General features: G+C 62.8%; 16 protein-coding genes and 2 tRNA genes. 9 read left to right on the top strand and 9 right to left on the bottom strand.

From position 1 onward, the window contains the following. Nucleotides 1-102: 102 nt before the first annotated feature. From HHL14_RS02080 to HHL14_RS02060, 5 genes are all read right to left on the bottom strand, one after another. The gene (locus tag HHL14_RS02080) at nucleotides 103-939 is read right to left on the bottom strand and encodes a hypothetical protein (protein ID WP_169495913.1); all 837 of its coding nucleotides are present in this window, start codon (nucleotides 937-939) and stop codon (nucleotides 103-105) included. Further along, the gene (locus tag HHL14_RS02075; protein WP_230412883.1) at nucleotides 924-8,759 is read right to left on the bottom strand and encodes a beta strand repeat-containing protein; all 7,836 of its coding nucleotides are present in this window, start codon (nucleotides 8,757-8,759) and stop codon (nucleotides 924-926) included. Before HHL14_RS02075 ends, HHL14_RS02080 begins: the two co-directional genes overlap by 16 nt. Before the next feature lie 827 nt (nucleotides 8,760-9,586). Then, nucleotides 9,587-9,663 (bottom strand) — tRNA-Arg (locus tag HHL14_RS02070). Between the two features lie 269 nt (nucleotides 9,664-9,932). Then, a complete protein-coding gene (locus HHL14_RS02065; protein WP_169495911.1) occupies nucleotides 9,933-10,763 on the bottom strand; it encodes an undecaprenyl-diphosphate phosphatase in 831 nt (276 codons plus the stop codon). 361 nt (nucleotides 10,764-11,124) lie between these two features. Next, nucleotides 11,125-11,406 carry a hypothetical protein gene (locus HHL14_RS02060; protein WP_169495558.1) on the bottom strand — a complete coding sequence of 94 codons (282 nt, stop codon included), beginning with the start codon at nucleotides 11,404-11,406 and terminating at the stop codon, nucleotides 11,125-11,127. A 105-nt stretch (nucleotides 11,407-11,511) separates the two neighbouring features. Between HHL14_RS02060 and HHL14_RS02055 the strand changes: the two genes are divergently transcribed. The 3 genes from HHL14_RS02055 (at nucleotide 11,512) to HHL14_RS02045 (ending at nucleotide 14,018) form a co-directional block, all read left to right on the top strand. Then, nucleotides 11,512-12,420, top strand: coding sequence for an aldose epimerase family protein (locus HHL14_RS02055; protein ID WP_169495910.1), 909 nt, complete (start codon nucleotides 11,512-11,514; stop codon nucleotides 12,418-12,420). Between the two features lie 342 nt (nucleotides 12,421-12,762). Beyond that, the gene (locus HHL14_RS02050; RefSeq protein WP_169495909.1) at nucleotides 12,763-13,482 is read left to right on the top strand and encodes a peptidoglycan DD-metalloendopeptidase family protein; all 720 of its coding nucleotides are present in this window, start codon (nucleotides 12,763-12,765) and stop codon (nucleotides 13,480-13,482) included. A 209-nt stretch (nucleotides 13,483-13,691) separates the two neighbouring features. Next, a complete protein-coding gene (locus tag HHL14_RS02045) occupies nucleotides 13,692-14,018 on the top strand; it encodes a hypothetical protein (protein ID WP_169495908.1) in 327 nt (108 codons plus the stop codon). A gap of 32 nt (nucleotides 14,019-14,050) precedes the next feature. Here HHL14_RS02045 and HHL14_RS02040 read toward each other — a convergent pair whose 3' ends face one another. After that, a complete protein-coding gene (locus HHL14_RS02040; RefSeq protein ID WP_169495557.1) occupies nucleotides 14,051-14,323 on the bottom strand; it encodes a hypothetical protein in 273 nt (90 codons plus the stop codon). A 664-nt stretch (nucleotides 14,324-14,987) separates the two neighbouring features. Here HHL14_RS02040 and HHL14_RS02035 point away from each other — a divergent pair. From HHL14_RS02035 to HHL14_RS02020, 4 genes are all read left to right on the top strand, one after another. Beyond that, the gene (locus HHL14_RS02035) at nucleotides 14,988-15,296 is read left to right on the top strand and encodes a DUF2288 domain-containing protein (protein ID WP_169495907.1); all 309 of its coding nucleotides are present in this window, start codon (nucleotides 14,988-14,990) and stop codon (nucleotides 15,294-15,296) included. Continuing rightward, nucleotides 15,293-16,669 (top strand): MATE family efflux transporter, encoded by a 1,377-nt coding sequence (locus HHL14_RS02030; RefSeq protein ID WP_169495906.1) that lies wholly within the window; start codon nucleotides 15,293-15,295, stop codon nucleotides 16,667-16,669. Before HHL14_RS02035 ends, HHL14_RS02030 begins: the two co-directional genes overlap by 4 nt. Before the next feature lie 921 nt (nucleotides 16,670-17,590). Then, nucleotides 17,591-17,770, top strand: a complete 180-nt coding sequence (locus HHL14_RS02025) for a hypothetical protein (protein ID WP_169495905.1) — start codon at nucleotides 17,591-17,593, stop codon at nucleotides 17,768-17,770. Between the two features lie 194 nt (nucleotides 17,771-17,964). Beyond that, nucleotides 17,965-18,041 (top strand) — tRNA-Pro (locus HHL14_RS02020). A gap of 208 nt (nucleotides 18,042-18,249) precedes the next feature. Here HHL14_RS02020 and HHL14_RS02015 read toward each other — a convergent pair. Both HHL14_RS02015 and HHL14_RS33025 read right to left on the bottom strand, forming a co-directional pair. Next, nucleotides 18,250-18,666: a DUF4279 domain-containing protein gene (locus tag HHL14_RS02015; RefSeq protein ID WP_169495904.1), complete on the bottom strand. Its 417-nt coding sequence runs from the start codon at nucleotides 18,664-18,666 to the stop codon at nucleotides 18,250-18,252. A gap of 9 nt (nucleotides 18,667-18,675) precedes the next feature. Then, a complete protein-coding gene (locus HHL14_RS33025; RefSeq protein WP_230412882.1) occupies nucleotides 18,676-19,185 on the bottom strand; it encodes a hypothetical protein in 510 nt (169 codons plus the stop codon). Nucleotides 19,186-19,525: 340 nt separating this feature from the next. Between HHL14_RS33025 and sixA the strand changes: the two genes are divergently transcribed. Continuing rightward, nucleotides 19,526-19,984: a phosphohistidine phosphatase SixA gene (gene sixA, locus HHL14_RS02005; protein WP_169495903.1), complete on the top strand. Its 459-nt coding sequence runs from the start codon at nucleotides 19,526-19,528 to the stop codon at nucleotides 19,982-19,984. Nucleotides 19,985-20,247: 263 nt separating this feature from the next. Continuing rightward, a complete protein-coding gene (locus HHL14_RS02000) occupies nucleotides 20,248-21,060 on the top strand; it encodes a GNAT family N-acetyltransferase (protein ID WP_169495902.1) in 813 nt (270 codons plus the stop codon). A gap of 134 nt (nucleotides 21,061-21,194) precedes the next feature. Here the strand turns inward: HHL14_RS02000 and ppx are convergent, their stop codons facing one another. Beyond that, nucleotides 21,195-22,850 carry an exopolyphosphatase gene (gene ppx, locus HHL14_RS01995; protein WP_169495901.1) on the bottom strand — a complete coding sequence of 552 codons (1,656 nt, stop codon included), beginning with the start codon at nucleotides 22,848-22,850 and terminating at the stop codon, nucleotides 21,195-21,197. Between the last annotated feature and the right edge of the window lie 12 nt (nucleotides 22,851-22,862).

Here is a 22,862-nt window from a genome sequence, read left to right as displayed (position 1 = left end):
CAGTTGGAGGAGCAGGCAGCGCACCCACAGCGGTAGTTGTGTTTGTGGCAACAAATCACTGGCAACGCTGAAGTACCTTCTGCCTCCCGGTGGCGTCCTCCATTACTCAGCGCTCAACTCGAAAGTAGGCACGGTAAAAACATCCCCCACAGGTCCTCGCTGCAGTCGATCGTAACCCTGACCTAGACGGAAAAATGCATTGCTTTCAAAATGCTCTTTAAAGAGTTCTCGGAGTGTTCGAAGACCCGCATTGTCTTCGACGACATCCGCGATGCACTCAGACAACTGGACGTACACCATTTCTGGCGCCAACTCCTCCACGATATATGCGGGCGCGCTTAGAAGACGCTCCTTTCCTAGTAGACGCACGTATGGCGGACCGAAGACTGTGCCCCAGAAAACATCTGGGAGCCAATGTCGCAATAGGTGCGTGACTACCATGAATCGCTCTCCGTACGGCGCGGATCCACTTTCAATCGCGAAGTCCCGGTACGACTCCGAAAGCGTATCGACAAGTGCGAAATCTGCTGCAGAATGCACGCTTGCTTTCTTCAGGTACCCGACAATGGCTTCTTGTTCGACCTGTCCCAATTCGGCAGTAAAACTGATATTGGAGTGCGTGTCATAGACCTTAGGTGATTTACTGGACCACCTCACGGAAAAAGCTCCCTCTGCTTTAGGCTGCTTCTTACGTTGCCAATAGACCGTTTCGCATACGCCTTTTTCGGGAACAAGTTTGTCGAGATACTTCGCGTCAAAGTCTCGATCAAGTGGCTCCCACCAACCCCATCTTTCTGGCGTTAAACGGGGCAGTAGGTCGGTAAAGATCTGCACTGCGTCAAGAAACTCAGTTGACCCTCTAAGCGACAATGGACTGAGAACGTTGACGCTCACAGGTGCTTTAAATTTCATGCAGCCTTCCTCTATTTCGTAGTCCATGGGCTGAAGGTTCCGGTCGACGAGTTGAAGACCCTAATCGTTCCACCGGAGTTAGTGATCAAATTTTGCAGAGGTTGCGAAATAGTCTTTGTGTTTGGGCTGACGATGAGTTGAATCGGATTACCCGTGGCGAGGTAACCTCTGAACTGGTTTGAGTTCGAAAGATTGACCACGTCTTTGACCTCAACGATCGTCGACCCATCCAAAGCATCCGGAACGACAGTGACCGGAGATCCGTTGGGCAACGAAACTGTAATGCGCTGCGTATTCTCAGGCACTCCCAGCGCCGACAACGCGTCGCCCTGGAATTGTATCCCCCTTTGGAATGGAGTCTGGGTCGAAGTGTTTGCAGCTTCGGAAACAACGTCGACGGTCTTCGATGCTCCAAACCCGGCCACACCTGCGGCGATGCCATCCGCTGCGACACCCAGAGAAGACAGATAGTAGGCTGTCTGTGTCGATCCCCCGGATAGATAGGCCGCTCCGCCCATGATGCCTGCGAGCGGACTCCCCAGCATATTGTCGAGTGTCGCTGCTGCCTGACTCGGCGCTGTGTATGTCGGCTGCGGCGCATCGGTGGCAACCGTGACACCGTTGACAACAGAAAGGTTGTTGCCTGCCAGAGAGGCGAGTGACTTCTGGTATGCACATGCCAGCGAGCCTGGCGACTGGCATGCCGTAGCCAGCGCCTGGTCATTCGCGCTCGAGGTCTGCATCAACTTGGCCGCTGTCGCACACGCAGCCGCATCTCCACTATCACATCCCGACATCGCGGACTGAAGCCGCTGCGCTTGCGACTGCTCTCCGACGAGCGTGACGTGGTTCAGCCAGTTGTTCAGCGTCTCGTTCTGCGCCGCCGTCACCGCGCCCTGAACATTGAATCCGAGCGCACCAGCAACGCTGCCACTCACGAGTGTTTCGATGCCGGCGAGCGCTGCAGGCGGAATATTCCCGTTCGCATCGATCACCGGGTTCAGCCCGGCGCTAATCGCCCCGCCAATGGCACCTCCCGCACATCCAGTTCCAAGCGCAGCACTCGCCGCACACCCCAATGCCGCGTGCTCCGCCGCATACAGCGGATTGCTCGTGGTCCAGAAGCCGCTCTGATCGCTGAACGCATTCCCAATCGCATACGCCCCCGCCGCTGCCACATCGCTCACCGCGCTGTGCTCCAGGTTCGTCAGGAAGCTCCCCCCCTCGATCGCCGTCTGCACACCCGCTTGAACGGTCGCCTCGGCCGCGATCGCCTCGCCCTGCTGGAGAATCGTACCCGCCGTGGTCGCCCCCGCCTGTGGTATCAGCGCATCGCCGACACTCTGCACACCCGCCAGCGACGCCAGGCTCTGGCCGCCCACCGTAATGCCGTTCGTGAGCCCCACCGTCAGCATGGCTGTCGCACCGGCTTCAACCATCGAACCAAGATCGAACGAACCGTTCGCAGCCTGCCCGAGCGCGTTACCGGTCATTGCCGCAACACCTGCGGAGAGGGCCATATTCCCCAGCCCCGCCGATACCGCTGGCATGAAGACACCTTCCGCCGTCGTCGTGGCCGCCGTACCCGCAGCAAAAGTACTGCCCGCGGTTGCGCCCGCGCCGATCGCCGCCGACGCCGCGCCCGCCGTCATCACCGACGCCACCACCATCACGGCCAGCATCCCGATCTGCTGGAACAGGCCCGGCGATTCCGCCAGCGACGTAAACGTCGTCGTCAGATCATCCGACACCGCACCCTGCACGAAACTGTTGCCCAGTTGCGCCTTCAGGTTCGCCAGTTCCTGCTGCGTCCCCGCTGCATCCACCGTGCCGTCCGCGTTGAGCTTCTGCAGCGCCCCACCGATCTGGTTCACCGCGTCGACGTTCATCTGGTAGTTGCCCGCCGACATGAACCCGCCCTGCTGCGTCACCGTGCCGGTCGTCGTCAGCAGCCCGTCGATGCTGCTGATGAAGTCGTACTGCGTACCAATGTCGGTCGAACGCTCCTCGTTCGTCAGCGTCCCCGCATTGACGCTCAGCGTGTCCGTTGCCGCGATCGAACCGGTGTTCGTGATCGCCCCGCCGTTCGTCGCCGTCAGCGTCACGTTCTGACCCGTGATCGTGCCGTCGTGCTCGACCACCGCGTAGTTCTGCGGCAGGTACACCTGCGGCATCAGCGCCTGCACGGTCGGACATGCCGCGTTGCCCGTCGCCGTGCAACCCGGCTCCGGCACCGTCTCCTCGACGTACCACAGCATCGGCGCATCGAGCGAGGCGATCTGCGACTGCGAGAGCGGCGTCCCCAGCGCAAGGTTGTTCGCCTCCGCATACTGGATCGCGTTGCCGTAGAGGACCTGTTTCTCCTGGTTGGCCACCGACGTCTGGTTCTGGTTGTCGTACGCCAGTCCACTCACAAAGCTCGCCTGACCGGTCTGCGCAAGCGCGGCCTGCTGCAGGACCTGGTCCTCGGTGAACGGGTCGTAGTAGAACTGCGTCGTGGATGGCTGCAGGCTCGCAGGCAGCGCCGCAAGCAGTTGCGCTCCGCCGATATCGCCCATCACCTGCGAGGCCGGACTGCTCACCAGATAGGTCGCACTGTGTGAGACGCCCGCGGGTGTCTGCACCGAGGGACTGCCAGGCACGGATACGGCGCCGCCGCCGGAGCCTGCATTCGCGGCAGAACTGAGCGCAGCGCCCGAGCCGCCCGCAATGGCGCTGCCGATACCCGACGCGGCCCCAAGACCAGCCCCCATCAGCCCGAGATTGCCCGCCTGGTTGGCCGCGTTTGTCGCCGCGACCGGCGTGCCCACCGGGCCGAGCGAAATCACCTGCTGCGAGCCGGTCGGCTGCGGCGTATAGATCGCCGGCGACGTCAGGCCGTTGACGAGCGAGGCGCCCGTGATCGCGACCTGCTGCCCCATCACATTGCCCGAGTTCTGCACCTGGCCGCCGGCGCTCACCGACAGCGAAGGCGCCTGGATCGTGCCGGGCAGGCTCGCATACGGCGTCGGCGGCTGGATACCGGCGCCGCTCTGATAGGCGCTGCCAAACAGCGTCGCGCAGTTGGCAGCGGTCCCGCAACCGAAGTTGTCAGGCGGTTTCGACGAACCGAGCACAGGCGCCCAGTACGCGTCGTGCCAGTAAGCGTTGAGCGTCTGATCCTGGTTCGTGATCGTCGAGGTGGCCGTCACCGTCGCAGCGCTGCCCGCGGTGATCAGACTGCCGGTGTTGGTCACGCTCCCCGCATTGATCGACAGGTTGCGATTCGCGGTGATCGTCGACACATCACCCGACTGCACATCGACGAAGGCGTCGCAGTAATGCACGAAGGCGCCGCTGCAACCGAACTGCGCCGTCTGGCCATAGTTCTGGTACACCTGCGCCGGCGCCGAAACGGTGTTGGTCAGCGCCGCCGTGCTGATTGCGATATCGCGCCCTGCCTGGATATTGCCCGATGTGTTCGTCAGTGCCGACGACTGCGTAAGATTCGTCTGCGGGGTCGTCGGGTTCGTGTTGTCGCGCGTGGTGCCGGCGCCACCGATCACGACGTCGCGGCCAGCGAGCAGATTGCCATAGGTGTTGTTCACCACCGGCGCGGCAATCACCAGATCGCGGCCCGCAAAGACCGTGTTGTTGGTCTGCGTGTAGCTGTAGCTCTGCGTGCTGGTCTGATCGCCGAAAATGTTCGCCGCGTCGTTGTGCGGGCCAAACGGCACCGAATAGCCGCTCACCAGGTACGCGGCGACAGCGCTGTTCGTCATCGCGTCCGTGAAGTCCTGCCCGGGGCGCTCGTACATGATCTCTTCAAAGTCGCTCGTGAGCATCGTGCCGAAGTACCCGCACTGCCCCACCGCCACGCCCGCCACGCAGCCAGTCGACGAAGTCACGTTGCTGGTGTGATACCCCTGGTTCGTGAAGTTGTTCGCGGTAATCAGCAGATCCTGCCCGGCATACAGATTCCCCGCGTTGGTCAGGCTCGCACCTGTGCCGGTCAACGACAGATTGTTACCCGCGACGATCTGCCCCGCGTTCTGGCTCGTGTAGGTCGTGAGCGTCGAGGTCTGCAGGATCGGCGCCGGCGTCGACGTGATGATGTTCGCCTGGCCGACCAGCGGCGTGTTGTAGCTGTTGTCGAGTGCATCGACGGTGTCGAGCGCGACCTCGAGCGTGCCAGCCTGATAAGCGGCTTTCAGCTGCGTGAGAAAGCTCGCGTAGGAGGCGGCATCGATGCTGTCGGTAATCGTCGTGACGGCAGCGTCGCCGCCGTTGTCGAGCGATGCCACCTTCAGCGTGACGTTGTTGCCCGCCGACAGCATGCCGCCATGATTGTTGAGCGCGCCGGTCGTGATCGACAGGTCATGGCCGGCCGCGATCACACCCGCCGCGCCGGACGGCTGTGTCGTGGTGGTGGTCTGAGTCACGTCCGGCAACGCAACGCCGTACAGCGTGCCGCTACTGAGGTCCGGCGCGGTGATGGTGGCCGCACCCGTCGGCTGCAGATCGCCGACGCGTCCCGTGATAACGCCCGTGAAGGTGCTCGTGATGTCGCTGACCTGGTTCGTCGACTGCAACGTGTATGTTTCGCTACCCATCGGCGCCGACAGCAACGCGGAGCCTAGCCCCGCGGCCGCGACGGTCGTCGTGGTCGTGGTGGTGGTCGTCGTGTTGCTGCCGGCCTGGCTGTTATTGACGTTGGCCGCATTGATCGTGACATCGTTCTGCGCCGTCATCGTGCCGCCGACGTTTGTCAGATCGCCCGACAGGTTCGCGTTCAGATCGCGGCCGGCCCGCGTGGTCGCCCCGCTGTTGTCGAAGCTGCTGCCGTTCAGGTTGACGTCGCGCACCGCGCTGACCGTGCCCGCATTGGTCGTCACGCCCGTGAGATTCACGTCTTCGTTGGCCGCGATCGTCCCGCCCGCCTGGTTGACGATCGTGCCGGACAGGTTCACGTCGTTACCGGCCGAGATCGTGCCACTGTTGGTGAGCGTTCCGTTCGTCGATAACGTGATATCGCCAGCTTTGCTGATCGTGCCGCTATTGCTAAAGCCCTGTGCCGCGTTGATCGAAACGCTATTACCCGGCATCGCCCAGGTGCCCGAATTGTTAAGCTGCTGCGTATTGATCGTCAGCGCATTGCCGAGATTGATCGTGCCACTCGTGGCTGCCGACGGATCGAACGCCTGGTTCTGGAGGTTCAGCGTGAGGTCGTGCTGCGCGGCAATCTGACCGCCTGCATTGTTGAACGTGCCGCTACCGCCGGTCACGGTGATCGTCGCATCGCCGGGTGTGGCGGGACTGGACGGATCGGTACTGCCCGCGAACAGCACGCCGTTCTGGTTACCTGCCAGGTTGCCCGTCGTAACGTTCAGCAGATTCGTGCCGACAATGGCGCCGTTGTTGTTGGTCAGCGCGCCGCTCGCCGTTACCGCTGTCGTCAGGCCGGCGATGGCGCCGGCGTTGTTCAGGTTGACGGCGTTGACCGTCGTCGCGGCCGTCGAGATCAGGTTCGCGCCAGCGCCGTTGGTGACATTCGCACCCGTGACGGTAAGCGGCCCACCCGCGAGCACGCTGCTGGTATTGGTGACGCCATTGGTACCGGTCAGCGCCGCCGCCCCCTGGACCAGCGTCTGACTGCCACCGGTTGTCAGCTGGTTGCTCGCGTTCGCGGTGAAGTTACCGCCGATCAGCGCCCCGCCCGTCGACACGTTCGTGCCGGTGAGCGTGGCATCCCGCACGACGTTGAGCTGCCCTGCGGACAGGTCGAGTGTGTTTTGCGCGGCGGCGTTCAGCGTGCCGGATACAGTGGTCGTGCCGCCCGTGGTGATGTTGGCACCCGACAGTGTCGCGTTCCCGCCCACCTGGGTGTTGCCGGTCACAACGAGCGTCTGAGCGGCCGACAGCGACGCATCGCCCGTTGACTTCAGATCGCCTTGCGCGCTCAGGTTGCCCGACTGCGCGGTGAGCGTGGTGGTCCCGAGGCTGGTCGTGCTACCGGCAACGGTCAGATTGCCGGTTGCCTGCGCCACCAGATTGCCACCGGCGAGCACCGCCCCGTTGATCGACGCGTCCCCTCCACTGGCTTTGAGCGTCGCATCGCCGACAGCCGTCGCTGCGCCCACGGTCAGACTGCTGCCGGCTGCCGCACTCAGATTGCCGCCAGTCTGGACCGAACCACTCAGATCGATTGCCTGCGCGGCGCTCAACGTCGCGTCCTGTCCGAAGCTCGCACTGCCGCTGCCCGACAGGTTGCCGCCCGCGCCAAGCGATCCGCTGCCGTTACCGGACACATTGCCCGAAATGGTCAGGTCGGTGCCGGCTGTCAGTAACGTATTGCCGCTCGTGCTGACATTGCCGCCCAGCGTCATCGCCTGACCGGCCACCGCAGAGAGATCGCCATTGGCCAGCACGCTGCCGGACGTACTAACGTTGCCCGTCGTACCGCTCAGCGACAACGTACCGCCGGATAGAGCCTGACCGTTAATCGACGCGTTGCGCTGCGCGTTGAGCTGTACGCTGGAGCCGCCCGTGACCGCCCCGTTCACGGTGATATCGCGTGCCGCATTCAGCGCGACTGCGCCTGGCGCCGACACCGCGCCGCCCACGGTCAGGTCACCGTTGCCGGATTTTCCGGTCGTGGTCAGTGTGAGACTGTCGCCCGTGGCAACCGAGCCGACAGACATGTCGCCGCCCGCAGTCAGGTTCACGTTGCCGTTCGACCGGGCTGAGCCGACCGACAGGCTACCGCCCGCCGTCATGTTCAGGTCCTGCACCGACTGCACCGTTGCGCCCGCGGCGGAAATGTCGCCAGCGGCATTCACCGTGTACTGGCTGGCCAGACCATTGCCACTTATCGACACGTTGCCCGCGCTGATGAGCGTCGCGCTCTGCTTCGCGTACGTCGAACCTACATCGATATCGCCATTCGCACTGACGACCACATTGCCTGCGGTTGCCGAGAGCGCGCCTTGCGTGTTCACACCCATGCCGGCCGCAGTCGAGACGATGAACACCTGGCCGCTCGTGACCGAACCGAACTGGTTCGCGTCGATGGCAAGGCCGCCATTGCCGATCGCGGCCGCCGTGTTGATCGTCCCGTTCGACGTCGTGCCGTAGGTCGTACCGGTGGAATCCGACGCGGTAGGCGTGGCGAGCTGGTTGCCCGCAATCAGGTTAACGCGGCTATCGGCCTGCAGCGGCGCGTTGACGTTAATGGTCTGGCCGATGATATCGATATTGCCAACGGTGCCGGCGATACCAGCGCCTGGCCCATTCTCCCCCGGTGGCCCGTTGATCGAAATGTTGCCCGAATTCACGCTATAGGCGAGCGCACCGGCATTCGTGAAGCCCGTCGAGGTCCCGCCAATACCCGTGAGGAACTGCACCGTACCTGTGGTCAGCACCAGTCCTGGCATGTTCGTCAGCGCCATCCCGTTGACTGAAATACCGTTCGGATTGCTTATGATGACGGTAGCCGGATTCCCAAACACTTCAAGGGGACCCAGCAATGAGGAAGCAGGACCAGTGGATGTCACCTGATTGATGATCGTCGTAGCCGTACGGCCCGCGAGATTCGGATTCGCACCAAGCGTGCCGCCCAGCAGCGGCGTGCCACCAGTCAGGCTGTTGTTCAGCACGAGGCCTCGACTGTCGATATTGAACGACTGGTAGCTATTCAGACTGAGGCCGTTCGAATTCGGGGCAGTGATGTTGACGGTGGGGATGCCCGTGCTTGTCTGCGTGATGGTCGGCTGGAAGGGAATCGGCGCGCGCGGATCGACAATCGGCGCGGCATGCGCGGTGGCGTCGGCAAGTAGCACGGCTGGCGCGAAATACATCACCACTGCCATGATGCACGCCGTCACGCGCATCCATCGTGCACGCGGCGAACCGTCGTCACAGGCTGGCGCAGCGAAGCGGCGTGCAGTCGATGCACTGAAGCGCGCAAGCTCACGCTGCAATAGCGAAGCCGCGATATCGCGATGGTTGGTCTTCATTGCGTGGGTTAGGTTGTTCTTTTTAGTTTTTTGACTGCGGTGCCCTACTCCCTGAACCACTCACCGCGTCATGTTGGCGCTCAAGCTATCACGCAATTCCCATTACGAGGACTACGCGTAACAATGGTTGACGAACTCATTAGATGACGTTGCGCACAACTGACGGATTATTAATCCAATGTGCATGGATTTAAATTTCAGTCCGTTCTAATCGCAAGGTCGCAACGTCACCCGCTATTCGGCAAAACCAAACATCTGCACGATAGTTGCGGCGCGCAACCTGCTACCGGGGACCGGCAGGTCGAGCTTATGCGAGCGGATGAATTGTCCGGGCCTATTGAATTCAAGTAGGCCGTCACCGAACCAAAACCCGCGCGGTACAACGGAGTAGAGGTCGTTTTTGCATTCAACGAGAAAGTGCAGCGTACGGACATCTTGCGCTCCAGATCGGTGTCTACCGTAGCGTGGTAAAGCGCTAACGGTATAGCGGAGCGCATCGCAAGCCTATAAGACGACGCCCAAATCGTTCGGGTGCAGGCGATGTCGTGAGCGAGCCGTTTGTCGGATGCGCGCACGTTTGACGTAAAGCGAGCGGGTAGTCAATCCGGAAGAGAGAGGCGCCCGCAAATTCAAGGCACCCAATGAAAACGGCCCGCGAAATTGCGGGCCGTTAGCAAGGCTGGTACGGCAGGAGGGGCTCGAACCCCCGACCCTCGGCTTAGAAGGCCGATGCTCTATCCAGCTGAGCTACTGCCGTATTGATTGGCATCTGCATGAAACCGGCGCTCGCGGCGAGCCGCGCGATTCCCTACAAACTGAAATTCTAACTGACCGGACAGCCAGCCGGAAATTCCGCGCGCGGCTTCGACGGGTTGCCGCAGTTGCTTCGATTACCGCATCAGCCCGGCTGACAGCGCGACACACCTACCGTGCTCGCGCCCTCACCCATGAGCGGCCTTCATGGCAACCCTGCGACAACCGCAAGGCCAATCGGGGCCCGGATTATAACCGATCACCCGTGCCCGCTCAGACCGGTTGCGGATGCGTCAGGAACCAGCCGAGGAACACGATCCCCGCGATCACGCAGTACACGCCGAACGACGCGAGACGGCCGCGGCCTTCGAAATAGCGCATCAGGAAACGCACGCTCAGATACGCGGCGATCGCGGTCAGCACACCGCCGAGCGCGGCGTCGGCAAGTTGGCTCGGCGCGTGCAGCAGCTTCGGCAATTCGAGCACGCCGGCCGCGAAAATGATCGGCGTGCCGAGCAGGAACGAAAACTCGGCGGCCTTCTCGGTGGTCAGGCCGGCCGCATTGCCGGCGATCATCGTCAGACCGCTGCGCGAGAAGCCCGGAATCAGCGCGCCGATCTGCGCGAGGCCGACGAAGAAAGCCTGGCGGAACGTCAGCTTTTCCGGCGCCCGATGCGTGCGCGCACGTTGCAGACGATCGCCGAACCATAGCAACACGCCGTTGACGATCAGCGCGACCGCGACGATCCGAAGATCGTGAAAAATTGCTTCGAGGCGCTTTTCGAGCACGAGCCCGACGAGACCCGCCGGAATCGTACCGATGATCAACGCCCACATCATGTGGCCATCGTCGTTACGACGTCCGCCGAGCGACGCGAAAAAACCGCGCACCAACGCGCACCAACGCGCGCGGAAGTACCACAGCAGCGCGAACGCGGTGCCGAGATGAAGCGCGACGAGAAACGGCAGCAACTGCGGCGCATGTTTATCGATATGCATGTCGAACAGTGCCGGCACGAGCAACGTGTGGCCGAGACTACTCACCGGAAACAGTTCGGTAACGCCTTGCAGCACGCTCAGGAAAATCAGAAACGACAGGTTCACGCGGCGGTCCTTGTAAGGAAAGTGTCGGGGGAACTGCGCGCCGCACAATAGGACAGACGGCGCGTCAAAAAGCGCACCGATTATGCCTGGCTGCCAGGTCAGCGCCAAGCGGTTAGGCCACATTCAGGGAAATATTGACGCGCTGCGTCACAACTCGACACCGTTGTTACGCGAGGGCAAGGAAATCGGCGGCATCGAGCGCGATGCCGGAACAACCGGATGAAAGAAAATTGCTCGCGAGAAAGTGCCAGCGGAGCGGACGAAGGGTTCCTGCGCACGGCGGCGCCAGTCCCTGCCAACGATGCGGCGCCGGCCAGCATGGCCAGCGGCCCGGCACGGTCTGCCGCGCCGGAGAGGGGAATCAGCGTTTGAGCGAGTGGAAGAAATAGTACGTGCTTGCCGTGAACATGCCGAACAAGGCCACACCCATTGCCATTGCGAGATCCATTACACCCTCCTGCTCAAGTTCGCCCGGAGTCGGATTTACCGAACGCTCGGACAGATTATCGGCAAGGTTCGCCTTGTTCAGGAACTCGCAATTTCCCGAGAAGGGTTTCCCCGTAGCACAAAGCAGCGCAAAATCGCGATTCCCGGCGTGCGGCGCGGCTGCGGCAAGCGCGGCAAAGGCCGCTTTTCGTCGCAAACGAACGCGCGCAAGCGTCTGCCCACGGGCTTTGCGCCGAGCGCCGCCGCCCCGTTGTTTCGCTGTTTCGCGCGCCCCTCAACCTTTACTGGCTAACCATTCACCATGCCCCTTTCCCCCGAACAGGACATTCTCGAGATCGATCAGGACGCGTCGGTGCTGCGTTTCTCGCCGCAGGCCGGCGGCCGCCTGCTGTCGTGGATCATCGATGGCGAAGAGGTCATCCACTGGCCCGAACACGCCGACTGGAGCGTGCCCGCGCGGATTCGCGGCGGCAATCCGCTGCTGTTTCCGTTTCTCGGCCGGCATCGCGTCGACGGCAAGATCGGCTACTGGCGCGATGCGCAGGGCACGGTGCGCGAACTGCCGATGCACGGCTTCGCGCGCGATCTGCCGTTCGACGCGCATGCCGACGTGCAGCGCGCGGGTCTGCGCATGGTGCTGACCGATAGCGAAGCGACGCGCGGCTTCTATCCGTTCGGCTTCCGTTTCGAAGCCGCCTACGACCTCGTCGATGCGCGCACACTCGACGTGACGCTCACCACCACCAACACCGGCGACACGCGTCTGCCCTACTACGCCGGCCACCATTTCTACTTCACGCTGCCGCACACGCAGCGCGCGGAAACCTCGCTCGAACTGCCGCGCACCGAGCGCTGCCATCAGCAGGAAGACGGCTCGATCAGCGCCGCGGAACCGGGCGCGCCGCGCTACACGCTCGACGAAGCGCGCATTCACGACCGCTTCCATTGCCTCGTCGGCACGCCCGATCAGCCGGTGCGACTCGTCGCGCCGGGCCTCAAGCGTGTGATCACGATCGATCTGCAGCGCCCGGGTTCGGTGCCCTGGTACTCGGTGACGACGTGGACCGAAAAGCCGGAGTCCGATTTCTACTGCGTCGAGCCGTGGCTCGGTTTGCCGGATGCGATCCACAACGGCCGTGGCTTGCGCTGGCTCGAACCGGGACAGACCGAAGCGGCGGCGCTGCGGATTACCGTCGAGAAGACGGGCTGAGGTCGTGCTTGCGGCGCTGGGGCGTCGTATTGCTGGGTGGTTTTGCCGCGTCGTGCCGATGCGCCGTGCCGATGCGTTGCGCCGGTACGTACTGCAAGATATTGCGCGAGCGCGACCCAGCGGCCACCCACCATTCGCGCCGGTTTAGCGCCGGTTCAGCGCCGCACGCTCACCCGGCGCGGCGCGTCTCAACACACGCGGCGTGCATCCCTCACACGCGGCCATGCACACGCTCCGCATACCCGCTTGAGGGTGTTCCCATGCAAAACCGTTAGAATCGAACGCTTTGTCTCCTCTGCTGCGTGATCGGGATCGGCGCGCGGCAGCGCTTTGCGAGGTCCAATGCTGGAAACCATAAGAATCAAACGACTCGGCTGCGCGGCCTTGCTCGCGCTGCTCGCCGCGTGCGGATCGGCGCCGGTGGGTCCGGGCTACTACCGGGTCGAACGGGGCGATACGTTATCGAAGATAGCGCGCGGCAACCGCCAGTCGGTGCCGAATCTCGTTCGCTGGAACAACCTGACCAATCCCGACGCGATCGAAGTCGGCCAGGTGCTGCGCGTCGCGCCGCCGGGTGGCGCGGCGTCGACGAGCGGCGCAATTCGTAGCAACGGTAGCGGCAGTAGCGGCGGCGCGAGCGCGTCAGCGGCGCCACGCCCGACGCCTCCCGATAACGGGCCGACCACCGCGCCCGTCCCGATTTCGCTGATCTGGCCGGTCGACGGCACTGTGATCCGCCGCTTCGACGGCAGCAATTCGAAGGGTATCGACATTGCCGCGGCCGCCGGCACGCCGGTCGTCGCAGCGTCGTCGGGTACGGTCGTCTATGCGGGCAACGGTCTGCGCGGCTACGGCAATCTGCTGATCCTCAAGCACGACGCCAACTATCTGACCGCCTATGCGCACAACCGCGCGTTGTTCGTGAAGGAAGGTCAGTCGGTCCAGCGCGGCCAGAAGATCGCCGAAATGGGCGACACCGACAGCGATCGCGTGATGCTGCATTTCGAGCTGCGTTATCAGGGCCGCTCGATCGATCCGTCGAAGGCGCTGCCGGCGCGGTGAGTGGCAGGGTCGCCTAACTGCGGCGCCGGGTTTGCACGCCTGTTCGCGCGCCCGTTGCATACATGCGTGTGTGCCCAAGCCGGCGTTCATCGGCACGCGGCCCGCTTGCCCGGCACACCGGCGGCGGGAACCCCGCGTGCTATAAACGCTCAATTCGAGGCGGCGTGGCTGCGCGCCGCGCCCCTTCCGTTATTTGCAAGGAATCTGAAATGAAGAGCGCATTGGCGCGTGTCGCGACGGCTGCGACACTCGGTCTGGGTCTGCTGACGCTCGGCAGCCTCGGCGGCTGTTCGACCACGACCACGATGACCTATCTGCCGAGCGGCGATACCGGCTTCGCGATCAATTGCAGCGGCAGCGACGCGAGCACCAGCTGGGGCGAGTGCTACAAGCGCGCGGGCGAAGCCTGCGGCAATTATGGGTACGACGTGATATCGAAGGACGTCGACAACGGCGCGACGTCTGGCGGCACGATCGGCGGAATTTTCGGCGCGAACGTGAAGAACCGCTCGATGGTGATTCGCTGCAAGCAGTAGCGGCTGCCCTCTTCCTTTTTTCCGCGCGCCGGCTAACGTCGTCGCCGCTGCCCTGAGCGCGGATCGACGCGCGCGGCGAAGCGCAGCAACACCACCAGCGCGATCGGCCAGACGCCGAAAAAAATCAGCAACCAGGTCATCACCCGCGCACCGAAAAATAATCCGCCATCATCGGCGGCGCGTGTGAATTCGCAGTGAAACCCATCAAACCCGATGCCAGATTCGCGCGTCGACAGCGGCTGGATTTGCCTGAAAAAAAGCCCGGCACGAAGCCGGGCTAACGGGGGTTCGGCGCATATCGGCAAAGGACCGGTTCACCATGCGCCAGAACGAAATCTAACAATCCCCATTTACAAGTGCAATCCATTAAACATGGCGGTCAATGTTACTCGCCGTACTGTTTTCGCAATTGGAGAATCGGCAATGTCGGAATGCAACCGGCTAAATGCGCCGCATACGGAAGCGTTAAGCTGCTAATTCGCACGAGCCCGAATGCTTGAACGCCGCGCCAATCAATGCGCGCGACAGGTCTGCGCAAACCGGCTCCAAAGCCCCTGAGGAAAGGCGTGTGGCCGTTTTTGACTATGCGTTGCGGCGTAATAGCACCAGTGTTTCGACCATATAAACTTGGTGCGCCAACGCACGTAACACATCGAATAGTCGCGGCGCCGCCGTTGAATAATCGATTTTAATTCTTCACAACAAAATTCACGCGCGACGAAATATCAATGTCACACAATAGACCACTCAATCGTGAAGCGCGATTCAAATCCCGTTTCCAATTTAATTAATCGGACGATAAAGCCTGCACCATGTCGGCGCCATTGAATCCGCCGGCATGAAGGTTCAGAATCCGACTCAACCCGGCTCCCCAAAAAAAATCCAGACAGGTTCGACAAGCCTTCAGCACGCGGTCGCCCGCGCGCACCGATGGTTTATAGTGACGGCCCTGTCCGACCCCCGCATACGATGACTTCCAACGACGCCTCCCACAGCCCCCTGTACGCGAAGCTGCTCGGCGAAACCGCCAAGATCGGCTGGAGCGAACTCGAACGTTTCTTTGCGCGCGGCATGCTGCTGCGCGTGGCGCGCGATCTCGACCTCGTGAGCGTCGCCGAAGCGATCGCCAGCGACGACACCGCCCAGGTCACGCAATGGTTGTCCGCGGGCCTCGTCGAGCGTGTGCAGTCGGAAACCGCCGCCGATTTCGCGGCGCGCGACCCCGATCTGTGGGCGGTGGTCGTGTCGCCGTGGGTCTGTGTGCAGGAGCGCTCTTGAGCGACGCCGCGCCCGAGGCCGCGACGCCCGGACACGGCACCCCGACACCCGAGCCGGCGCTGCCGGTGCGCTGGCATCGCCGGGTACTGACGCTCGCGTTTCCGATCGTCCTCGCCAATCTGACGCAGCCGATTCTCGGCGCGGTCGACACCGCCGTCGCCGGTCATCTGGATAGCGCGTCGTATCTCGGCGGCGTCGCGCTCGGCGGCCTCTTCTTCAACTTCGTGTTCTGGGGCTTCGGCTTCCTGCGCATGGGCACGACCGGGCTCGTCGCGCAGGCGCATGGCGCGGGCAATCACGACGAGTTGCGCTACACCGTCGTGCGCGCGTTGCTGATGGCGGCCGCGATCGGCGCATTCGTGCTGCTCGTGCAGCAGCCGCTGATCGGCTACGCGCTGCGTTTGATCGGCGGCAGCGAGGCCGTGCAGCGACATGCGCTCGTCTATTGTCACGCACGCATCTGGGCCGCGCCGCTCGCGCTCGGCAACTACGTCGTACTGGGCTGGCTGCTCGGCACGCAACGGGTGCGGCTCGCGTTGCTGTCGCAGGTGTTCATCAATAGCGTGAACATCGTCGCGGTGCTGCTCTACGTGTACGCATTCGATTGGGGCGTGGCCGGCATCGGCGCGGCGACCGCGACCGCCGATGCGCTCGGCTTCGTGCTCGGCCTGGCAATCCTCTGGCACGGTCGGCCGCGTGGTCTGCCCGCGTTGAATCGCGCCGCGTTGTTCGATGGCGCGGCGCTGAAGCGGCTCGTCGTGCTCAATCGCGACATCTTCGTGCGCACGCTCTGTCTGCTGTCGTCGTTCGGCTGGTTTGCGCACCTCGGCGCCCGGCAGGGCGACGCGACGCTCGCCGCCAATGCGCTGCTGCTGAATTTCCAGACCTTCATGGCATATGGGCTCGATGGCTTCGCGCATGCCGCCGAGGCGCTCGTCGGCGCGGCGATCGGCGCGCGCGACCGGCATGCGTTCGCGCAGGCGGTCAAGGTCACCGCGCTGTGGTCGGCGCTCGGCGCGCTCGGCTTCTCGTTCGTGTACTGGGGCGCGGGGGCATGGATCGTCGAGCGGCTGACCGATCAGGCCGCGGTGCGCGCAGCGGCGGAAACGTATTTGCCGTGGGCGGCGCTATCGCCGGTGATTTCGGTGTGGGGCTTTCTGCTCGACGGCGTCTTTATCGGCGCGACGCGCACGCGTGAGCTGATGGTGTCGATGGTGATCTCGCTCGCGGTGTTCGTGGCGGCGTCGTCGGCATTGCTCACGCTGCACGGCAATCACGGGCTGTGGGTCGCGCTGTTGATCTTCATGGCTGCGCGAGGCGTGACGTTGGGGCGTTATCTACCGGGTGTTGCGCGGGCGATTGCTGTGGCGTAGTGGTGGGACGGGGTGCTGCGGTGTCGTGCTGCGGTGTGCTGCCTCGCGCGGTGCGCCCTTTCCGCTCGTAAGCTGTTTGCCGTTGCCGTCGCTCCCGCGCGTATCCGTTTGTGTCGGATATCTCGTTATTGCGACTCCGTGCATCCGCGTCATCGACTCGCCATCACCGCACATTGCGTTTCATCGATCTCCAGCCAGCCACGACAGCCGGTTACGGCTTGAAACAAGCGCATACATATCGCACCGCATACGCGCCCTAGAATGGCCTCAGCCCGAGTTCTCCGCGCGAACAGTCGACTCGGGTCAGAAGTGCCGGCGTGCCCGCGCCGGTGCTTCGCCTCTTATCTCTGCGCTGCGCCCCTTCTTCGCTGCTTCATTTCTTCTCTGCTTCGCGTCTCTCGCTGTCGGTCCTCGCCGCTTTTCCAGCGCCTTTCTATGTGAGCCCTTTCGCTCAGTGAGCGCTTTGATGGCGTGGCGCGTCGGCATGCGCGACCGGCGCACACCACCTAGAACGACACACGACGCGACTCACGCGATATATGCCCACCACACGCTTATCGCGCGTACGCCTTCACTGTCTTCACTCTGATACGGGCGGGGGCACCATCGATGGCGGCCGATCATCGGTAGGCACGCCGTGGTAGTCGGCGGGATCCTGCGGCGGGCCTTTATGATGGGCAGACGGATTGTCCGCACAGCCGGCGATGCCGGCGCACAACAGCAAGGCGAGGGTTAGAACACGGGTCATCTGCAGTCGTCTCCGAAAAACAGGGTGGCGAACGGAGGTCCGCCGACGCGCCGAGAGTCTACCCGCAAAGCGCGTCGCACGATGCCACCGCGCACGCCTCGCCTACCGCTCCGTGAGATTTCGCGAGACCTGACCTACTATAGGCTCATGATCGCTTGTTCCAGGAGGCTGTCATGAACGCAGAATCGATCGCAGGCCTGATCGGGCTCGCAGTGGGTTTGCTCGTGCTGGTGGCGCTGTCGGTGTTCGAATCGCGCACCTATCGGCGCGAACACGATGGCGAAGGCATGCTGCATCATTGGTTCACGCATCAGCATCTGCATATGCCGCATTGGAAGCGTCCGCGGCATTGAGGTCGGGACGCTGCCGACTCGCGGCAGCGCGAAGCCTCGATGACCGAGTGGATTGCATCGCCGATGCATGATGCGGCATCCGACGACGCGCCCCGTGTGCGCGCCGCTCGCCGCTAGTTGTGCGCGTTTCCGACCCGTTTTTCCGACAAGGGATTGACGGCATTATCAGAGACCACGTAGAATCTCTGATTCGTCGGAGCGTAGCGCAGCCTGGTAGCGCATCTGATTTGGGATCAGAGGGTCGAAGGTTCGAATCCTTTCGCTCCGACCACGAAAAGCAGCACAAAAACCCGCGTCGCCAACGGCTTCGCGGGTTTTTGCTTTGTGGGTCCATGTAGGCGCTGTGTAGGCAAATTCGACCAACACTGGCGGTACGACATCATCGGTTTCATTGTGCGCTGCGCGGACGGAATACAACGGCACGACGCGCAGCCTGCACCGCCTCAAAGCGCGCGCTTGCAGCGCTTGCAGTCCAGGCGTCATCGGTATTCGTCAATCTCGACCGTCCCACCCATTGCTTCCATCATGACGCGGATATCGTTGGGCACATCGGGCACCCGGTCGCCGGACTCATTGACCCAATAGCAGAAAAACCGCATTTTCGCGCCCGCGCGTTCAATGCACGCCTTCAGGTCCTGCCGAGGTAGCGCCAACCGTTGAATCAGATAGCGCAGATGCGGCTCCAGGCTGTCACTATGCACAGCCTTTTCGCTTCCAATGCCCCACACGCCTGTGTACCGCGTCAAGTTGCGGCCTTGCCCTGTCCGGTCACGAAGTGGCTCCCCCTTGGTCCCTGACACATCCGGCGACACGCCAAAATACTGTGTCCACCATTCCGGCACGACATGATCGCCACCTATCGTGAAACTTGCCGATGCAAGGCGTTCGATTGTCATACTCGCCCCTCAGTCGCCGTAGTCGTGAAAATTGTCAAGATATTCCCCATTGAAATAGACGTCCCCGTTTTCTTCAAATTCAAGGTCTTGTTTTGCTCCGACAGTGAACGCCCGCTTAAATCTGTGGACCATGTCTCGGAAGGTGGCACTGTCATAGCCATACATTTTCCGGGCGTATTTTTCGTTTGTTGTCCCCGCCAGTTCCTCCGCATCCCCAGCACTTGATACGCTGGGCTTGTACCCGAACGGCTGTGCATTGCCGAGGTTCTGCGGCTGGGTTCGTGAGCGCCCGCGACATCTGCACGCCCATGCGTACCCCAAGGCTTCGGCCATAGCGTAACCGGTTGGCAGCGAGCGCAGCCGGTCAATCCGAGAGAACTCGCTGGCTTCGACGTTCAGGGCCCGTGCCGACGGCATCGGCGGAAAGTTGGAATAGATCGAATAGGTAATACGACAAAGCAGGCACTCTTCGTGGACCGACCAGTCCGTCCCACTGTTTTCCTGTTTCAGTTTCTCCATTGGACTCCTTGGTGATTTTTCAGGAGGGGTACGGAAAATTAACTATCGGATCGATCACGGTCAAACACTTTAAATCGGGATAATCCGACCTTGACAACTCTTTACATAATCGGCTGATTATTCGAAGTAAATGGTGATTTCTCGCCTTGCTACTCACTCTTCCGTCCCAGCAAACGCCGACCTCCTCCCCAGGCACTCGCCTTGCCAATCACCACGCCCCCATGCGACAGTGCTCGCTCAATCCGCATCAAAAAACGCCTGCGCTAGCACGCGCATGCAAGCACCGCGCAAACACGGCATAGGCCAATCGCCAACCGTCAGCCACAACAAGGAGACACGCATGGACCTGATCCTCTGGCGTCACGCCGAAGCCGAAGATGTCGCCTCCAGCGATCTCGCCCGCGCGCTCACCACGCGTGGCCGCAAGCAGGCGCAAAACGCCGCCAAATGGCTGCGCGCCCGTCTGCCCGACGACGCATTGATACTGGCGAGCCCCGCGGTGCGCACGATCCAGACCGCTGAGACACTGAGCGACCAGTACCGCGTCGTGCGTGAACTGGCACCGAACGCGAGCGCGAACGACGTGCTCGAAGCAGCCGGCTGGCCCGACGGCATCGCGCAGACCGTGGTGATCGTCGGTCATCAACCGACGCTCGGTCACGTCGCCGCGCAACTGCTCAGCAACAGTCGCGCAAGCTGGCCGCTGAAAAAAGCCGGTATCTGGTGGATCGAGAGCCGCGAGCGCGACGGCGAAGAGCAGGCGGTGCTGCGTGCCGCGATCAGCCCCGATCTGATCTGAGCCGCTTCTAATCCCCCTCTAATCCCCCTCTGAGCCGCTTCTGAGCCGCTTCTGAGCCGCTTCTGAGCCGCTTCTGAGCCGCTTCTGAGTCGCGCCTGACCCACCCGCGGCTGTAGCCGAAACTCAGCCTTCGACTTTACAACTGCATCGGCGAGGGCTTACGGGCCGTCATCCAATCGTCACGGCTTTGCCATGCAAGCGTCACCCCGCGTTACTACATTGGCGAAAAAAGATACCCACACTCTTTTCGACCAGGACCGCCAATGCGAGAACTGCCGACGCCCACCCTCCCCTTCGCCGCGCTCTTCGAATCGCGCCGTCTGCCTCGTGCAGAAGAAACGGTTACCGCGCAGCATCGCCTGCAAGTCTCGTGGGCCCGCAGCGACGAGGAATTGCGTGAAGCGCAGCGTCTGCGCTATCGGGTGTTCGCCGACGAAATGGGTGCACGTCTGTCCGGCCCCGCCGGCCTCGACGTCGATGCATTCGATTCGTACTGCGATCATTTGCTGGTGCGCGATCTCGACACGCTCAAGGTAGTCGGCACGTACCGCGCGCTGCCGCCGCACCAGGCCGCGCGTATCGGCCGTCTGTATGCGGAAAGCGAATTCGACGTGTCGCGTCTCACGCATCTGCGCGCGAAGATGGTCGAGGTCGGCCGCTCGTGCGTGCATCCCGACTATCGCAGCGGCTCGGTGATCATGTCGTTGTGGGCGGGCCTCGCCGCGTACATGAAGCACAACGGCTACGAAACGATGCTCGGCTGCGCGAGCGTCGCGATGGTCGACGGCGGCCACTATGCGGCGAACCTCTACTGCTCGCTGCGCGACAACGCGCTGACCGCGCCCGAATATCGCGCGTTCCCGCATACGCCGCTGCCGGTCGATGAACTGCAGACCGGCGCCGCCGTCGCTCCGCCGCCGCTCGTGAAGGGCTATCTGCGGCTCGGCGCGAAGATTTGCGGCGCGCCGGCATGGGATCCCGACTTCAATACCGCCGACTTCCTGACGCTGTTCCGTCTGTCGGACATCAATGCGCGCTACGCGCGGCACTTCCTCGGCGATGCGTTGCCGCGTTGAAGCGGACCGATGATCGTTATCGACTCGCCAGACGAAAGCCTGCGCTGAAATACAAAAAGCCCTGCAAATGCAGGGCTTTTTTATTCGCCTTTCATTCGCGTACGCAAAGGACCGAAGTGCATCGGCCCTTTGCGTCAATCTTCCGTATAAACCACACGATACGGAATCCCAACCTTCTCCCACTCCGCCGCTTCCTGAATCAGGCTGTAGTCGGTCAACGGATTATTGACCACCCACGCGTTCGGCAAACGCACCTCGTAGCCGCCATTGGCCTGCGCGACCGCGATCCCCGGCAGACCGACATCCGAGCGCCGACGGCACAGCAGCGCGGCGAGCCGCACACAGAACAGCAGCGGCCACTCGACGTCGCGCGTCTGCGACAGTTTGCCGAGCTTGCCGGCATGGCCGAGCACCAGCGCGGCAAGACGCGCCTGATCGGTACGCGAGAACCCCGGCATGTCGGCGTTGCTCGCGATATACGCCGAATGCTTGTGATAGGCACTGTGCGAGATCGATAGACCGATCTCATGCAGCGCGGCCGCCCAGCCGATGAACATGCGGTTTTCCGCGCGGCATTCCTCGTCGGGTTCGACGAACTGGTCGTAGAAGCCCATCGACAGCTCGCCGATGCGCGTCGCCTGCGCGCGATCGACGCCATAACGGCGCATGAAGCCCTCGACGGTCACCGTGCGCATGTCTTCGTGCTGCGAACGGCCCAGCAGGTCGTACATCACGCCGAGACGCAGCGCGCCGTCGGTCGTGTCGACGTAATCGACGCCGAGTTCGTCGAACACCGCGATCATGATCGACAGGCCGCCAGCGAGCACCGGCACGCGGTCGCTCTTGAGCGCCACCAGCTTCAGCCGGTTCACGTTCTCGGCCTTGATCAGCGCACGCTTCAGACGCTCGAGACCGCCGCGCGAAATGCCGTGCGTGATGCCCGCGTCGTTGAAGCCGTTCGCCTCGACCAGTTCGGCGAGCGCGCGCGCGGTCCCCGACGAGCCGATCGCCTGCTCCCAGCCGGTCTGCTTATATTCGGAGGAAATGATCTGGATTTCGCGGCGCGCCGCCAGTTCGGCCTGGCGCATTGTGTATTCGTCGACATTGCCGGCCGGGAAAAACGCACGGCTATGGCTCACGCAGCCGATATACAAGCTCTCCATCTTGATCGGCGTGTAGTGCGAACCGATGATGAATTCGGTGGAACCGCCACCGATATCGACGACGAGCCGCTTGCCCGCGCTCGCCGGCACCGAATGCGCGGCGCCTGCATAAATCAGACGAGCCTCTTCGCGCCCCGCAATCACCTCGATCGGAAAACCGAGCGCGGCCTGCGCCTCGCCGAGAAATTCGCCCGCGTTCTTCGCGATGCGCAGCGTATTGGTCGCCACCGCGCGCACATGATCCGGATGAAAATCGCGCAGACGTTCGCCGAAGCGCTTCAACGCGTCCCAGCCGCGCACCTGCGACGCGCGGTCGAGCATCTTGTCGCGCGACAGGCCGGCGGCGAGCCGCACCGGCTCGCGCAATGCGTCGACCTGATAGATCTGGCTGCCCGCGTCGGTTTCCTCGACCCGGCCCACGATCAGCCGGAAGCTGTTCGAACCGAGATCGACCGCGGCGAGAAGTTGAGGGGTAGTAGCCATCGGGTAAGCGGACTCCATGCGCGCGAGCGCGGCGGCTGCAGCGGCCGCTGGCGTGGCGGCGGACGCAGCGGGCGTCACGCGCCTGCCCGGCGCTTTCGGCGCGTGATGCGCGTCGCGGCCAGCCGCGCTGTTCAAAGACGCCATTCTAAGCGTAGC

The organism is Paraburkholderia antibiotica (genome assembly GCF_012927125.1).
Classification (GTDB): Bacteria; Pseudomonadota; Gammaproteobacteria; order Burkholderiales; family Burkholderiaceae; genus Paraburkholderia; species Paraburkholderia antibiotica.
This window is presented reverse-complemented; position numbering and strand designations above follow the sequence as displayed.